This is a genomic window from Acinetobacter legionensis, assembly GCF_048551735.1.
GTDB lineage: Bacteria > Pseudomonadota > Gammaproteobacteria > Pseudomonadales > Moraxellaceae > Acinetobacter.
On sequence record NZ_JBIMBV010000003.1, the window covers coordinates 62897 to 78969 of the forward strand.

Annotated in this window: 12 protein-coding genes; 6 read left to right on the forward strand and 6 right to left on the reverse strand. The window is 39.0% G+C overall.

Annotated elements, in window-relative coordinates; all coding sequences use genetic code 11:
• Positions 1–175 precede the first annotated feature (175 nt).
• The 3 genes from ACG9ZL_RS03610 to trxA form a co-directional block, all read right to left on the reverse strand.
• A complete protein-coding gene (locus tag ACG9ZL_RS03610; RefSeq protein ID WP_034609976.1) occupies positions 176–436 on the reverse strand; it encodes a hypothetical protein in 261 nt (86 codons plus the stop codon).
• A gap of 380 nt (positions 437–816) precedes the next feature.
• Positions 817–2085 (reverse strand): transcription termination factor Rho, encoded by a 1269-nt coding sequence (gene rho, locus ACG9ZL_RS03615; protein ID WP_336953367.1) that lies wholly within the window; start codon positions 2083–2085, stop codon positions 817–819.
• Positions 2086–2429: 344 nt separating this feature from the next.
• Positions 2430–2756, reverse strand: coding sequence for a thioredoxin (gene trxA / locus ACG9ZL_RS03620; protein ID WP_004723035.1), 327 nt, complete (start codon positions 2754–2756; stop codon positions 2430–2432).
• 291 nt (positions 2757–3047) lie between these two features.
• Here trxA and ppx point away from each other — a divergent pair, with 291 nt between their 5' ends.
• The 5 genes from ppx to ACG9ZL_RS03645 all read left to right on the forward strand — a co-directional run bounded on the left by ppx (position 3048) and on the right by ACG9ZL_RS03645 (position 8235).
• Positions 3048–4568, forward strand: a complete 1521-nt coding sequence (gene ppx, locus ACG9ZL_RS03625; protein WP_419359104.1) for an exopolyphosphatase — start codon at positions 3048–3050, stop codon at positions 4566–4568.
• Between the two features lie 102 nt (positions 4569–4670).
• A complete protein-coding gene (locus ACG9ZL_RS03630) occupies positions 4671–5495 on the forward strand; it encodes an acetyl-CoA carboxylase carboxyltransferase subunit alpha (protein WP_336953365.1) in 825 nt (274 codons plus the stop codon).
• Entirely contained in the window at positions 5432–6793 is a 1362-nt protein-coding gene (gene tilS / locus ACG9ZL_RS03635) for a tRNA lysidine(34) synthetase TilS (RefSeq protein WP_419359106.1), read from the forward strand. The genes ACG9ZL_RS03630 and tilS overlap by 64 nt, the downstream gene beginning before the upstream one ends.
• A 15-nt stretch (positions 6794–6808) precedes the next feature.
• A complete protein-coding gene (proC, locus tag ACG9ZL_RS03640; RefSeq protein WP_336953363.1) occupies positions 6809–7639 on the forward strand; it encodes a pyrroline-5-carboxylate reductase in 831 nt (276 codons plus the stop codon).
• A gap of 26 nt (positions 7640–7665) precedes the next feature.
• Entirely contained in the window at positions 7666–8235 is a 570-nt protein-coding gene (locus tag ACG9ZL_RS03645; protein ID WP_004723028.1) for a YggT family protein, read from the forward strand.
• A gap of 137 nt (positions 8236–8372) precedes the next feature.
• Here the strand turns inward: ACG9ZL_RS03645 and polA are convergent, their stop codons facing one another.
• Positions 8373–11135, reverse strand: a complete 2763-nt coding sequence (polA, locus tag ACG9ZL_RS03650) for a DNA polymerase I (RefSeq protein WP_336953362.1) — start codon at positions 11133–11135, stop codon at positions 8373–8375.
• A gap of 162 nt (positions 11136–11297) precedes the next feature.
• Here polA and ACG9ZL_RS03655 point away from each other — a divergent pair, with 162 nt between their 5' ends.
• On the forward strand, positions 11298–14015 hold the full coding sequence (locus tag ACG9ZL_RS03655) for a DUF2339 domain-containing protein (RefSeq protein ID WP_419359109.1): 2718 nt from the start codon (positions 11298–11300) through the stop codon (positions 14013–14015).
• A gap of 102 nt (positions 14016–14117) precedes the next feature.
• Here ACG9ZL_RS03655 and ACG9ZL_RS03660 read toward each other — a convergent pair whose 3' ends face one another.
• Both ACG9ZL_RS03660 and ACG9ZL_RS03665 read right to left on the reverse strand, forming a co-directional pair.
• Positions 14118–15293 (reverse strand): thiolase family protein, encoded by a 1176-nt coding sequence (locus tag ACG9ZL_RS03660; protein WP_419359111.1) that lies wholly within the window; start codon positions 15291–15293, stop codon positions 14118–14120.
• Positions 15294–15409: 116 nt separating this feature from the next.
• Positions 15410–15832, reverse strand: coding sequence for a GspH/FimT family protein (locus tag ACG9ZL_RS03665; RefSeq protein ID WP_419359113.1), 423 nt, complete (start codon positions 15830–15832; stop codon positions 15410–15412).
• Positions 15833–16073: the final 241 nt, after the last annotated feature.

Genomic DNA, 16073 nt, shown 5'->3' on the forward strand with positions numbered 1-16073 from the left:
AGGATGATAATAAAAGTAAAATATAGTTCTAAGGGATTCGTGTTAGTACGGTCTAAAGAGGTTTAACTTGAAGGTGATATGGCTTGTTTATGATTAATCCAATTTTAACAAAAAATATAGCAAAAAAAAGAGAACCTAAAAGGTTCTCTTTTCTTGATAACAATCTAAGCGATTATTATTGAGCAGCTGAAGCAGCAGCAGAAGCGTCTGCAGCAGCAGCAGTAGCATCAGATGCAGCAGCAGTAGCGTCAGCAGCAGCATCAGTAGCAGATGCAGCAGCAGCGTCAACAGCAGCAGTAGCTTCAGAAGCAGCTTCTACAGCTTGAGAAGCAGCAGCATTTGCGTCAGCAGCAGCTTCTTCAGTTTTTTTAGCACAACCAACGAAAGCTAAAGTAGTAGCAACTGCAGCAGCAATAGCGATTTTTTTGAATAACATGGCATCACTCTCATAAATTTAATTGAGACAAAAAACCCAAGTTAGCCTGTTTTTTGCTTTTTGCATGAGCAGTCTAACTGGTATGCGAATATGCTATCACTGCGCATTTTGAATTGCTACTGTTAATCTTAAAAAAACTGACCAAATTGATGAAAAAGTGATGTTTTTTTAACAGTATTTTACAATCAAGTTGCACTTTTAGATTGGTTTGTTGATAAATAAGCTATTAATAAATATAAAAAATATTGGTCCGTAATTTATATATTTAAATATTTGCAATGTTCTGTAACGTTGAGACTCGGTGATTGTATATTTATGTAAATAATGTCAACCAAATAAAAAGGCTACTATTAAAGTAGCCTTTTTAAATACTTATCGAATTAGTTTGCAGCTTTACGTTTCATTTGATCAAAGAAATCATCATTTGTTTTGGTTTCTTTCATTCGATCTAATAAGAATTCCATCGCCACTAATTCATCCATAGGATGAAGAAGTTTACGAAGAATCCATACTTTACGCAGATTTTCTTCGTTCATGAGACGCTCTTCACGACGCGTACCCGATTTTTTGATATTCATTGCTGGGAAGACGCGTTTTTCAGCAATACGGCGATCAAGAATGATTTCTTGGTTACCTGTACCTTTGAATTCTTCGTAGATCACTTCATCCATTTTACTGCCTGTTTCAATCAAGGCGGTAGAAATAATGGTGAGAGAACCGCCTTCTTCGATATTACGTGCAGCACCAAAGAAACGTTTAGGGCGTTCTAAGGCATGTGCATCAACACCGCCCGTAAGTACCTTGCCAGATGAAGGAACAACCGTGTTATAAGCACGTGCTAAACGTGTAATTGAGTCAAGTAAGATTACAACATCTTTTTTATGCTCTACCAGACGTTTGGCTTTTTCAATCACCATTTCAGCAACTTGGACATGGCGAGCTGGAGATTCATCAAATGTTGATGCAACAACTTCACCACGCACAGTACGTTCCATTTCGGTTACTTCTTCAGGACGTTCGTCGATCAAAAGTACAATCAAGAAGCATTCAGGATTATTACGCACAATAGATTGAGCAATGTTCTGTAATAACATTGTTTTACCCGCTTTTGGCGGTGCTACGATAATTGAACGTTGACCTTTACCAATGGGTGCAACTAAGTCCACTACACGCGCTGTCAAATCTTCAGAAGAACCATTACCCAATTCCATAACCAATTGCTCAGTTGGGAAAAGTGGTGTGAGGTTTTCAAATAAAATTTTATTGCGTGAGTTTTCAGGAGTGTCATAGTTAATTTGATTAACTTTTAATAATGCAAAGTAGCGTTCACCTTCTTTAGGTGGGCGAATCGTACCTGTAATCGTATCACCCGTTCGTAGATTGAAACGACGAATTTGTGAAGGACTAACATAGATATCATCCGGACCTGCAAGATAAGAACCTGCAGCGGAACGTAAAAAGCCGAAACCATCAGACAAAATTTCAAGAACACCATCACCAAAAATTTCTTCGCCATTCATTGCATGGCGTTTGAGGATGGCAAAAATGATGTCTTGCTTACGATTACGAGCCATTCCTTCAAGGCCCATAAACTCAGCAATTTTAATGAGTTCGCCGATCGGTTTTTTCTTGAGTTCAGTTAAATTCATAAATGGTCAGATTGAATAAGGATGTGTGGAACACAGATAAAGAGAAAAGAAGCAAAAGTCGCCAGCAGTGTAATAGGTGAGTTGAAGTTGTATAGACACAAAAACAAACTCAGAATCTATGTAGTTCTTTCGAGGAGAAATATGTAAAACAATTTCTGTTGCCGAACGGCGATCTTATGTGTTGTCCTTTAAGAAACAGGAAGAGAATCCTAATGTTCCTTGAGCATGGAATATAAGTTAGATCAACAAGTTTGTCAAATTATAGTCGAAAAAAAATACGCTAGAAAATCAAGCGTATTTCTCATTTTCCTAGATTTATACAAATAATGTATAAATTCAGCAAATTAAATATTTTCTTCAATGAATGCAGTTAATTTAGATTTTGGCACTGCACCAATCTGTTGAGCAACAACTTCACCATTTTTGAACATCAATAACGCTGGAATGTTACGAATGTTATAGTTGACCGCAGTTGCTTCACATGCAGTCACATCAACTTTAACGATTTTAACTTTACCTTCAAATTCAGTTGAAAGTACTTCAAGAACGGGTGCAATCGCTTTACACGGTGCACACCAGCCAGCCCAGAAATCTACGATTACAGGGATATCAGATTGAAGTACATCTGCATCAAAGTTGTCATCAGTGGTATTTACGATATTGCCAGACATGGATTTTGCTCCAAAATATTTTAAAGATGAATCTATCTATGGATATAAGTATTACATAGTCATCTTTAACAATGTAGGGGGATGCTTAAATTTTCATTCTAATTTGTGAGTTTGTCCAATTGATGCTCACGATATTTACAATCGGATCTTTAGAAAATCAGTGAAACTGTCACATAATTGTCATATATGCTGAAAAAATAATGACTCATCAAATTGTCTAAATAAATGGCTTTTAAAAAGCGTGTATGTGAATTAATCTAAGCAACAATTCAGTATGAGTTTGTATAAATAATGTCTGATTTTTTGATTGATGAAGAATTACTTGCCGCGATTGATATGGGGTCAAATAGTTTCCATTTGGCAATTGCTCGTGTGGATCATGGTGAAGTTAAGAAAGTTGCTTCTATGTCAGAAAAGGTTCAGCTTGCGGCTGGATTAGATGAAAATAAAAACTTAACTGAAGCTGCACAGCAACGAGGCTTGGCTTGCTTAGCGCGTTTTGTTGGACGTTTAAGTTCAGTACAGCCCACTCGCCTCAGAATTGTAGCGACAAATGCGCTACGTCAAGCTAAAAATGGGCATGAATTTATTCAAAAAGCAGCTGAGATCCTGCCAAAACCCATCGAAATTATTGCGGGACGAGAAGAAGCTCGACTTATTTACTTGGGTGTATCGCATACTATGGCCAATAGTGGTCGTCGTCTGGTGATCGATATTGGTGGTGGATCTACTGAATTGATTATTGGTGAAGAGTTTGAGCCGATTCATACCGAATCTTTACAAATGGGCTGTGTTGCTTTTACTAAAGCCTATTTTGCCGAGGGCGATATTAATAACAAGGCTTTTGATAAAGCTGTGGTTGCCGCACGAAAAGAATTGTCTTCGATTGCAAATACCTATAAAGCTGCGGGTTGGGATACTGTGGTCGGTTCTAGTGGAACCATCAAAGCGTGTCGTCAAATTGCTGTCAATATGGGCTGGAGTGATGAGCAAGAAAATCTTACTCGAGAAGGTTTAGAAAAGTTAAAAGATAAATTGCTGAAATTTAAAAATATTTCAGATATGGAGTTTGAAGGCTTAAAAGAAGACCGTCGAGCTGTATTACCTGCGGGTTTAGCGATCCTTTATGCTGTTTTTGAAGTCTTGAATATTGATAAGCTGGTATATTCTGATGGGGCATTACGTGAAGGTGTAATGTATGACTTATTAGGCCGTTTCCAACATGAAGATATTCGGGATCGTAGTGTACAGGCAATGATGGGGCGCTATGGTGCAGATGCAAAACAAGCTGAGCGTGTCGTAGAAACAGCACAACATTTGTTTAATGCCGTGGCCAGTACATTAAATTTAAACAGTGATGATAGTGATCTTTTGCGTCGAGCTGCTTATTTGCATGAGATGGGCTTAGCCATTAGCCATAGTGGTTATCAAAAACACAGTGCTTACTTATTACAACATTCAGACATTCCTGGTTTTTCACAAATTGATCAAAACCATTTGTCACATTTGGTCGCTCATCATCGTCGTAAATTGCGAGTAGATGCCAAATTAGAAGTGCTAAAAGTGGGCGGCAACAAGCTTGTGTACTTGTGTTTGTTACTCCGTCTTGCTGTTTTACTGAATCATAGTCGTAGCGATGAGATGCTTCCTGCCATTGAATTGGCGGTAGAGAATGAGCAACAATGGCAACTCAGCGTTTCTGGTGATGCCAAACAATGGCCATTGCTGGTTGCAGATTTGCATGATGAGCAAGTGCAATTTAAGCATTGGGACATTGAATTGAATATTCAGTCGGAACAGTTTATCGATTAACTTAAAGGTTTTGTGATGATGGAATGATCAATCATTTCATATCACTTAAACCTAAACTTCCGATGCGTAATCCATCGGTGAATTAGGGATAATACTCGACTTATGAAAAATAAAGCTGCTCAATCTCAAGCTTGGAAAACGGTTCAAATTGCACGTCACCCTGAGCGTCCGCAATTTTTGGATTACGTAGGCGAAATCTTTACTGAATTTGATACCTTGCATGGTGATCGTCTATATGGTGATGATGGTGCAATGGTGGGTGGTTTGGCCCGTTTTAACGGTCTACCAGTGATGGTTGTGGGTCAACACCGTGGTCGTAGTACGCGTGAAAAATTACAGCATAACTTTGGGATGTGTAATCCTGAAGGGTACAGAAAGTCTCAACGCTTACTTGATATGGCGGAACGCTTTAACCTTCCTGTATTTACTTTTATCGATACGATGGGGGCATACCCTGGTATTGGTGCTGAAGAGCGTGGTCAAGCGGAAGCAATTGCAACAAGTTTGGCGCAACTTTCAAGCCTTAAAGTGCCAGTGATTGCGACAGTTTTGGGTGAAGGCGGTTCTGGTGGTGCTTTGGGGATTGGTGTTGCTGATCGCGTCATTATGCTTTCGCACAGTATCTATTCTGTGATTTCTCCTGAGGGTTGTGCATCGATTCTATGGAAAACTGCGGATAAAGCTGAACAAGCCAGTGAAGCACTTGCATTAACTGCCAATAAACTGAAAGAAATTGGCATTGTTGAATATGTGGTTGATGAGGGTGATGGCGCTCATTTGCATCCTTTTGAGGTTATGGAAAAACTTAAGGATGTGTTAAAACAAGCGCTTGATGAATTACAGCCAATGACTGCGGAAGAACGATGCGAAGCACGTTATCAACGTTTAATGAAGTTTGGCAGCAACAATTTAGGTCTTGCTTCTTAAAACAGTATTCTCAATTTCCTGAAGATACCCGTTTCTTAATCGGATGTAGCGGTGGTATGGATTCCATGCTATTGCTACATCTGATGGCACAGCTTTTTCCTGAGCGAATTCGTGCAATTTATGTCAACCATCAACTGCAAAAAGTCAGTGATGAGTGGGCTGATTTTGTTGCTCAACAATGTACAGCGCTTAATATTCCTTATATTCTTCAGCCAGTTCAAGTCGCTCAAGGCAATCTTGAGAATCAAGCACGTGAAGTGCGTTATCAGGCTTATTTTCAGCATATAGATAAAAATGAGGTATTGGTTCTTGCTCACCATCAGCAAGATCAGGCCGAAACGTTAATGTTACGCTTGTTGTCAGGTGCGGGGGTTACAGGTCTATCAGCAATGCAATCCATCGATCAGCGCGATCAATTGCTGATCTGGCGGCCTTTACTTGATACTTCCCGTGAGCAGATTTGCCAATGGGTTGAGCAACTGAAAATCGATTATGTGGATGATCCTTCTAATTTAGATATACATTATGACCGTGCATGGTGTAGACATGAACTTTGGCATATTTTGCAAAGTCGTTATCCTAAAATGCAGCAAGCATTGGCACGTACTAGCTATTTAATGCAAGATGCTGATGAAATTCTCAATGAGGTAGTACAGCAGGATTTAAAGTTCTGTGGTCATCCTACACAATTGGATTTAGCCAAATTGGCATCACTTTCCCCTGCTAGACAGCGGCAACTTCTCTCAATGTGGATGAAAGGTGAAGGGACATATCGCCCAGCTTTGGACATGGTGCAAAGGCTACAAGATGAGGTAATTGAATCTAAGACAGATGCGCAAGCCGCTTTACATTGGAATCATTTTTATTATTTACGCTATCAAAATCAGCTTTACCGAATTGAGCAAAACCAATATTTAGCGTCAAAATCTAAACAATTGCCTCAAGAACAGGAAGTTCAATTTCAGCTTCATCAACAACTACAATTCACATCTGGTGTGTTTCAGATCGAAAGCTCTAAAATGGGCCTGGCTTTTGCACTGTTCAATCATAAGCTAACATTAAAGCCGCGTTTAGGTGGTGAAAAAATTCATCTTTATGGCAGAGTAGGTGCTTGGCCTTTGAAAAAAGCTATTCAAGAAGCACATATTTTTCCGTGGATGCGTCATACAATTCAAATATTAAGTGTAGATAATGTTATGCTTGGTGTGTTTACACCAAATGGTTTTTGGTTGGCGCAATCTGAATATTGTGAAGTGGGTGGATGGCAACCAAATTTAATCTCTGAGTTAAAAAACTAAGGTCGAGCGTGATTCATGAGTGCAGCGTTAAATTGTAATATTACTTTTATTGGTGGTGGGAATATGGCACAAGCCCTAATCGGTGGCTTGTTGAGTCGTGGATTACCTGCAACACGTATTACAGTTTCTGACCCCTTTGAAAATATTCGACAATTGCTACAAGAAAAAGATGTGCATGTGACTGACGATAATATCGCAGCAATTAAAAACGCCGATATCGTTGTTTTTGCTGTAAAACCTCAAGTTTTGGGTGGAGTGCTTAAACCATTAAAAGGTTTACTCGAAGATAAATTATTGATCTCAATTGTTGCAGGTGCTGAAATTCAAACAATTTCAGACTTAACGGGTAGTGAGCGTATTGTTCGTGTTATGCCGAATACACCTGCTTTGGTTCAAACTGGTGCACATGGTATTTTTGCTCAAGAAGAGGTCAGTGTTAAAGACCGCGAATTGGCAACACAAGTACTTGCTTCGACAGGTTTAACGATCTGGGTGACTTCTGAAGCGCAAATTGATGCTGTGACTGCTGTTTCTGGTTCAGGCCCTGCATATTTCTTCTATATGATGGAAAGCATGATTCGCGCTGGAAAAAATATGGGTTTAGATGAAAAGGTTGCGACCGCTTTAACTTTACAGACAGCACTTGGTGCAGCACAAATGGCAATTACCAGCTCAAATGCGCCATCGGAATTGCGTAAAAATGTGACTTCTCCAAACGGTACTACACAAGCTGCTTTAGAAGTATTTGATCGTGCTCAAATTTCTCAAAATATTCAGACAGCTTTAGCTGCTGCGCAGAAGCGTAGTCAGGAACTGGCTCAAGAATTAAGTGACAGCATTAAATAATTATTGATTTTTAGGAACGTTCCAGTATGGGTGCAAATTCTGCGCAAATTTTTGGCATTATTATTAACGTAGCGATTTTGCTCGTATTCTTTCGTTTTTTAATGCAATTGGCCATGGTGAGTCCATACAATCCAGTGGTGATGTCGACAGTCAAAGCGACAAAAATTGTGGATATGTTTGGTCGAATTTTTCCGCCTTTAGCCAAAGGGCGAGTAAATACAGCTGCATTAGTTTTGCTGGTGGTGTTATATCTGCTTAAGATTTTTGGAATGATGTACTTGCAAGGTGCAATACCTAATAGTCCTGTACATTTGATCATTCTAACTTTTGTAACCATGATCCAAGACCTGATTCGTTTTTGTCGCTATTTAATTTTTGCGACCATTATTCTTAGTTGGGTGGTGATGTTTACCCAGTCGAGATCACCTTATATTGAAGTGATTCAAGAGCTTGCCGAGCCATTATTGGCGCCGTTCCGCCGTATCATGCCAAATATGGGAATGATTGATCTTTCTCCAATTCTAGCGATTTTGGCATTGATCATTGCTGAAAAAGTTATGGATTATGCTGCGATTGCGTTGTTAACAGGCCTTTAACTTACCAGTTTAAATAGCAAAAGGACTCAATAGAGTCCTTTTTTTGTGAGTATTAAAAATATAATATTGAGTATGTTTTCAACAAAAGATGATCTCTCCCTAACTTTTTCTAGAAAGTTAGGGAATAGTCTAAAGGCTTAATGTGCTTCACCCCAATTCTTGCCTTGACCGACTTCAACAACTAAAGGTACCGATAAGGTAACGACCTTTTGCATCACATCTTTAATCTGTGCAGCCAATTTATCTGCAATAGCCTCATCAACTTCAAACACCAATTCATCGTGTACTTGAAGTAAAAGTTTCGCCTGATTTTGAGGTAAGATTTTATTGACTTCAATCATCGCCATTTTAATAATTTCAGCAGCAGAGCCTTGGAGTGGGGCATTAATCGCAGCACGTTCCGCACCTTTACGCACCATCATATTTCGAGCATCAATATCTGGTGTATATAAGCGACGACCTGTAATGGTTTCTACAAAACCTTGTTCCAGTGCGACTTGGCGGGTACGTTGCATATACTCATAGATACCCGGATAACGGTGGAAGTATTGCTTAATATAGTTTTGCGATTCTTCACGAGTAAAGCCCAGTTGACGAATCAAACCAAACTCAGACATACCGTACAATAAACCAAAGTTAACAGCTTTCGCTTGGCGGCGTTGATCAGAGGTCACATTTTCTAGCGCGACACCCAAGACCTCAGATGCTGTACGACGGTGTACATCTTGCCCATTTTGAAAAGCATCAACTAAAGCATCATCTTGTGAGAAATGCGCCATTAAACGTAATTCAATTTGTGAATAATCGGCTGCCAAAAGTACACGACCTTGAGGTGCGATAAAGGCTTTACGAATCTGACGACCAATTTCCTCACGTATCGGAATGTTCTGTAGGTTTGGATCGGTTGATGACAAGCGTCCTGTTGCTGTTAATGCTTGATGGTAACTGGTATGGACGCGGTGGGTATCGGGATTGGCTTGTTTCACTAAGGCTTCGGTATAGGTACTTCTAAGCTTAGTTAAACCACGATACTCAATGATTAGTTCAGTAATTGGATGATCGATTTTTTCTAAAACTGCTTCAGAGGTACTGTATTGTCCCGTTGCCGTTTTTTTGCCACCTTTTAAGCCTAATTTTTCAAATAAAACTTCACCGACTTGTTTGGGTGAACCGACATTAAAAGATTCGCCTGCAATTTCGATAATTTGATTTTCAAGATTTTGAATGGTATTGGCAAAGTCTACACTGAGCTGATCCAAGAAGCTTAGATCAAGTTCTATCCCATTTTCTTCCATGGTTGCCAAAACACTGGCTACAGGCATTTCAATGTGATGTAAAATATTGATCAGTTCAGGAATTTCTTTCAGCTTACGTTCCAGAACTTCATATAGGCGGTATGTGACATGTGCATCTTCTGCTGCATAATGTCCAGCGGTTTCAATCTCGATTTGATTAAAGGTCTTTTGTTTTGCACCTTTACCTGCAACTTGTTCAAAAGTTGTGGTCAAATGGCTCAGATAAACGCGCGCAACATCATCCATACCATGGCGTGTTGTCACTGCATTCAATACATAAGAGGCCAGCATGGTGTCAAAATACCAACCTTGTAAATGAATACCGTGATTTTCAAAAATATGCGCATCATATTTTAAATGATGTCCAATTTTTTCAATACTTGGATCTTCAAGAATCGGTTTGATTTGCTGAATAATCGCATCGCGATTGAGTTGCTCAGGAGCACCTTCATAATCATGTGCTAAGGGGATGTAATAAGCATCATTGGCATCAAAAGCTACTGAAAAACCAACCATTTCAGCAATACGATAATCTAAGCTTGTGGTTTCAGTGTCAATTGCAAAACGTTTTTCTGTGCTTAAGCGTTGGAAGAGCTTATCCCATGCTTCTTGACTTAAAATAGTATGATAAGTGGCTTCACCAAGACGGTCATCAACACTTGAACTTGTGGCTTGATCTGTAATTTCACTTTCAACAGGTTGTTCGGTTTTACTAATACTTTGAGTTGTTTGTTTATAGGCGGGGCTATTTGGATTATTGGGATGATCAAGCGATTGTAATTGATTACGGAATTCAAGTTCAGTATACAAACTACGCAATGCTTCAACATCAGGTTCACACAGCTTTAAATCATCATAGGTCAAACTTAAATCGAGATCGATAACAATACTTGCTAGTTGATGATCAAGCGTAATTCCTTCAACATTGTCTTTTAAACTTTGTCCAACTTTACCTTTGATATTATCAACATTTTCCAAAATACCAGCAATCGTACCATACTCATTTAACAGTTTAGCGGCAGTTTTTGCACCTACACCCGGTACGCCACGAATACCATCAGAGGCATCACCCATTAAGGTTAAATAATCAATAATTTGATCTGGGCGGACGCCAAATTTTTCGATTACACCATCGACATCCATCGGTTTGTCTTTAAAACTGTCTTCAAGGGTAACCTTATCAGTGACCAACTGGGCCATGTCTTTATCACCCGTAGAAATCAAAACTTGATGACCAGCTTTTTCAGCACGTTTTGCCAAGGTTCCAATAATGTCATCAGCTTCAGCACCAGGAAGCGTATGTAATGGAATACCTAAAGCACGGATCAAGGCATGCAAATAAGGAATTTGTTGTGACAATTCTTCTGGCATGCTTGGACGGTCACCTTTATATATCGGTGACAGCACATGACGAAAGGTGGGTTCAGGTGTGTCAAAAATAACCGCCATATGTGTTGGTTGCACACGACGCATCAGTTTTTGAATTGCAGAAATTGCCCCACGAATCGCATTGGTCTGTAATCCAGTTGATGTGGTTAAAGGTGGGAGTGCATGAAAAGCACGAAATAAAAAGTATGACCCATCGACCAATACAAATGGTGGCATTGATATTTTCCTAATTCAAATAACCGCTTTATTGTACGTGATTTTTTACGCTTGCGAAGATGCAACAGTCATCCTTGTGTTACTGAATATCTGATGAATTCACATAATCATCAAGCAAGGCTGTTGTATTATCGAGTTACTCAGGATCGAGAAAGATGAAATATGCTCAAAGGGCAGAGTGAAATTCGTATCATTTGGTTAATGATGTTGATCATTATTGCAGTCAGTGCATGGTTTTTGGATGCACGAATATTGACATACATCAGTGGTTTAGCATTTGTCATGAGTGTGATGCAGTATGTTGATGCGATTCAAGATCCATTGCAAGAGATTGCACAGCAGACATTATTTCCATTACAAAGCACTTCAAAAGTGCCTTTGTATATTTCTTCGATTGTTGCTGTTGTAGGGCTAACACTGCATTTGAGCTGGATGGTTGGTTTAGGTCTCACAGCTTGGATTTTCTTTTTCTTACGCTGGTTACGCCGTTTAGAGCGTTATTTAACTCAAGTACAATTACAAATTCAACATTTGAACTTTTCAGAACATACATCCCCAGATTTAAACCATCCGCTATCGATTAAACAAAGTATAGCGATGAATAAAGACTCTTCCCTGAACTTAATGGGACAAATTCGCCAATGGATTTTTCAAGGAAATCCTGTTTTAAAAGTTGCGATCTTGGTTTTGGTGATTGGCATTGTGTTATTGCTACGTTTTGCGACAGAGCATTGGCAATTAAGTTTAGCAGTCAAACTTTCAATCGTTGCTTTGTCCAGTGGAGCAATCACCACATTGGGAGTGTTGCTACAAAATAAAAATCGTAGTTTTGCCTTAGCAATAGAGGGGTTGGGGCTTGCTGGATTATTTTTAACCTTATTCTTTGCCTATTACAATCAGTTGCTTCCGAGTCTTTATCTGGCAAGTTTATGTTTTGCTGTAATTATGGCATTGACACTGAGTTTAAGCTTAAAGCAGCAAAGCGTGGAATTGGCATTGATGGCAGTCCTTATCGCATATATTGCGCCATTTACGTTGCCTGTGCGAAATGCAACGGTGGCGGAACTGATGGCTTATTATTTAGTGATTAACATTGCAATTGCTGTACTTAGTACCTTAAGACCTTGGAAATATTTAAATCAGATCGGATTTTTAGTGACAGTCATCATTGGTGGTGGTTACGCTTTCTATTATGGATATATTCAAGAAAAACAGTTACTCACAATACTCATTTTTGCACATCTCTCCGTATTCATTTGGCTTGGTTTTCGATTCAGTCAATTGATCGCCAAACAGGACCTGGAGCAATTTAAACTTAAACCCAGTTTAGATGTTGCGTTGATTTTTGGGGCACCGATAATTGGCTATTTATTTATATATTTAATGTATTTTCACCAAGAGCTTATCCTTGCTGGATTTAGCCTTGGTTTTGCTGTGGTGTTTGCAGGAATTTACCAACTTTCTAAACGTAATCAATCTATTCAACTGATTTCTCAAAGTTATTTTAGTTTGGCATTGATCTTTATTGCTTTAATTCCACCGATTCTTCTGCATGGTCAGTGGAGCGTGGTGGGTTGGGCTGTTGAAGGCTTATGTATTTTTGGCTTTGCTTTATATCGACAATCAGTGATCAGTCGTTATATGGCGATAGCCTTGTTGATTGTTGCAGGTTGTTCAAGCCTTTATTACTTATTTGAATTGCCTGATTTTCCAACCACGATGTATTGGTGCTTAAGTTTAAGCTATATCGCTGTGGTGTTATTGGCAAATAGTCGTGATGATTTTCGCAAACAGATCAGTTCAGTAACGACCTTGTTTTTAAGCCTGCTGATGATTTCTGCAACCACGATGATTCTTGCATTATTGCTTGATCACCTAGAGGGAGAAAATCGATATATATACACTGTATTGATTGTGGTTGTCGCTTATCTGTTGATGAATGAATTGATGTTGTGGCTAAAGGCCAGATCAACATGGTTGATTCCAAAATGGATTGGGGTAATTCCCGTCTATGTATTCACACTCATTTTATTATTGGATATTAGTAAAAATGGCATGTTGTTATGGACCAGTGATATTGAACGATGGGGTATCTCAGTTTCAGGTTTAGTGCTAGCGACAGTCTGGTTAAGACCTGCAAAAGGGATACAGTTTGAAAGTGAATGGCTGAGTTTAGGTGTTTTAGTTAGTTTAAGTCTAAGCAGTCTTAGCTTGATTGCAACGATGCCTTATATCAGCGTAGTCATTTTACCTTTAGTGTTTTGTGGATGGTGTTTCTTTCAGAAAAAATCAGAATGGACGATGTTCTGGCAGACGCGAAGTAGTTTATTACTGATGCTGATTTGGATGATTTGTTCTCAGCTATTTTCACAGCAAGCATTTCAAGGATATTTATTACCAATCTTAAATCCATTTGATTTGGTTAGTATCGCCATGTTAATTGGTTTTTTCTGGATGCTGTATCTTCAATTTAAGCAAGGTATAAAGCAGGGAATAGACCATGGGATACTTGCTGTTCTGTGTGTTCTAAGTTTGTTGTGGCTGAGTAGCTATATCATTTTAAGAGCTTTACATGTGTATTTTGCTACTCCTTATAATCAACTTAGTCTATGGCAAGATGCCACTACACAACTGAGCTTAACCTTGCTTTGGGTGAGCTTAGCTTTTATCGCAATGAGCTTTGCCAGTCGTAAGTTTTTACGTCCTTTATGGATTTTAGGGGGGAGTATTTTGGTGATTGTCACCTTAAAATTGGTGCTTTTTGATTTATCACATATTGGAACATTAACTCGAGTGGTTTCTTTCTTGGGGGCGGGTTTTGTGATGCTGATTATTGCTTATATTGCCCCGATTCCTGATCAGAAAAATTTAAATCATTAATTATGGATTGGGTGATAATTTAGGTTGTTCAGTTGAAAGCAAAATAAAAGAGGCATTTACTAAATAGTAAATGCCTCTTTTTAAGTTTAAGTATTGAGATACTTAAAGAATTTCAATTGCTAGAGCAGTCGCTTCACCACCACCAATACAAAGGGCCGCAATCCCTTTTTTACCGCCAGTACGTTTTAAAGCATGAATTAAGGTCAAAATAATGCGCGAACCTGTAGAACCAACAGGATGACCTAGGGCACATGCACCACCGTGAATGTTGACTTTTTCAGCGTCCAGTTTAAATTCATCGATTGGGCACATAGTGACCATCGCAAATGCTTCATTGATTTCCCATAAATCAACATCTTGAACATCCCAACCGGTTTTATTCAGGACCTTTTGGATTGCACCTACAGGAGCAATGGTAAACTCAGATGGATGCTGTGAGTTTGAAGCATATGCAACAATTTTTGCTAATGGTTGGAGCCCTTTTGCAGCAGCATGATCCGCAGAAGTTAATACAAGTGCAGATGCGCCATCTGAAATTGAGCTGGCATTCGCAGCCGTGATAGTTCCATCTTTGGCAAATGCAGGACGTAAGGTAGGAATTTTTTCGATATTGGCATTAAATGGTTGTTCATCTTGATCAATAACAACATCGCCTTTACGGCTTGAAACCGTCACAGAAACGATTTCATCTTTAAACCAACCTTCAGTAATAGCTTTTTGTGCACGCTGTAAAGAACGAATCGCAAAATCATCCATTTGTTGACGTGTATAGCCTTTTGTATTTGCCATATCTTGTGCAAATGAACCCATTAGGCGACCCGTTTCAGCATCTTCTAAACCATCAAAGAACATATGGTCTTTTACTTCACCATGTCCCATGCGATATCCGCTGCGGGCTTTAGGAAGAAGATACGGTGCATTGGTCATAGATTCCATTCCGCCAGCAACAATGACGTCTGCCGAACCTGCTTTGATCGAATCCGCAGCTTGCATGACTGCTTTCATCCCTGAACCACACAGTTTGTTAATGGTTACAGCACCCGTTGTATCAGGTAAGCCAGCTTTGCGCATCGCTTGACGTGCAGGACCTTGTTTTAAACCAGCAGGTAAGACACACCCCATAATGACTTCTTGTACATCGTTTGGTTGTAATCCAGCACGGGCAATGGCTTCTTTAATTGTCGCAGCACCTAAGTCAGGTGCAGTCAAACTGGTCAGACTTCCTTGAAAACCACCCATAGCTGTACGGGCACCATTAACAATTACGATGTCAGTCATTGTTCTATCTCCAAATGATTATTCTGTGAATATATCCAAAACCTAAGCAGTATATAAAAAATAGTGTAAGAATAAAGTCTAGGTATTGAATATATGCTGACCGTAGAGAACAGTTTTTAACATTCGGGTCGTGGTCCAAAATTTATAGCTCCCATTCGTCCGATTTTGTATCGTTTATTATTTTCGACATCATATTGACTGCAATAATAGAAACTTCCAGGTGAACCTCTGGGTAGGCCAGTATCACCTTGTAAAGTTAACGCATCTCTACTGCTTGCACTTCCAATCCAGCTCAGTGTGCCATATTTAATTTTATTTTCAGTTTTTAGGAGTATGTGGTCTCCAGCATCAATCTGTTTATTTTTATTTTTATCTGTAAAAATAAGTAATCCTTTATTCCATTTGTCTTTTTCACATTGAATTAAATCTTCAGATGAACAAATGACCACAGTTGTATGTCGGACCAAAGCTTGACTTCTTGCATAAGAAACATGTTGCTGTATTTGTGCTGAAACAGCCCTAATCTCTTGTTTCTGCATCCAATTATGATAATGCGGTAAGCAGATTAAGCTGATAATTGCAATAATACAGATTATGGTAATTAGTTCGAATAAGGTAAGACCTTGCTCTTTACAATAAAAATACATCATTAGGTCTTCTGTTAAGTCTTGTTTTTTATTTGAAAAATAATGATTTTTCTATTAAATTTAATTGAAATGTTAACGTAGTAAAATATTTATTACTATCGGTTTCTTTTACTGCTAAAATGCATGTAGCAAA

Bases quoted from the DNA above. Each gene is read 5' to 3' on its own strand.
- ACG9ZL_RS03610 (WP_034609976.1), bottom strand. From the start codon at position 436: ATGTTATTCAAAAAAATCGCTATTGCTGCTGCAGTTGCTACTACTTTA.
- ACG9ZL_RS03630 (WP_336953365.1), top strand. From the start codon at position 4,671: ATGAAAAATAAAGCTGCTCAATCTCAAGCTTGGAAAACGGTTCAAATT.
- ppx (WP_419359104.1), top strand. From the start codon at position 3,048: ATGTCTGATTTTTTGATTGATGAAGAATTACTTGCCGCGATTGATATG.
- rho (WP_336953367.1), bottom strand. From the start codon at position 2,085: ATGAATTTAACTGAACTCAAGAAAAAACCGATCGGCGAACTCATTAAA.
- tilS (WP_419359106.1), top strand. From the start codon at position 5,432: ATGCGAAGCACGTTATCAACGTTTAATGAAGTTTGGCAGCAACAATTT.
- trxA (WP_004723035.1), bottom strand. From the start codon at position 2,756: ATGTCTGGCAATATCGTAAATACCACTGATGACAACTTTGATGCAGAT.
- ACG9ZL_RS03655 (WP_419359109.1), top strand. From the start codon at position 11,298: ATGCTCAAAGGGCAGAGTGAAATTCGTATCATTTGGTTAATGATGTTG.
- proC (WP_336953363.1), top strand. From the start codon at position 6,809: ATGAGTGCAGCGTTAAATTGTAATATTACTTTTATTGGTGGTGGGAAT.
- polA (WP_336953362.1), bottom strand. From the start codon at position 11,135: ATGCCACCATTTGTATTGGTCGATGGGTCATACTTTTTATTTCGTGCT.
- ACG9ZL_RS03665 (WP_419359113.1), bottom strand. From the start codon at position 15,832: ATGCAGAAACAAGAGATTAGGGCTGTTTCAGCACAAATACAGCAACAT.
- ACG9ZL_RS03645 (WP_004723028.1), top strand. From the start codon at position 7,666: ATGGGTGCAAATTCTGCGCAAATTTTTGGCATTATTATTAACGTAGCG.
- ACG9ZL_RS03660 (WP_419359111.1), bottom strand. From the start codon at position 15,293: ATGACTGACATCGTAATTGTTAATGGTGCCCGTACAGCTATGGGTGGT.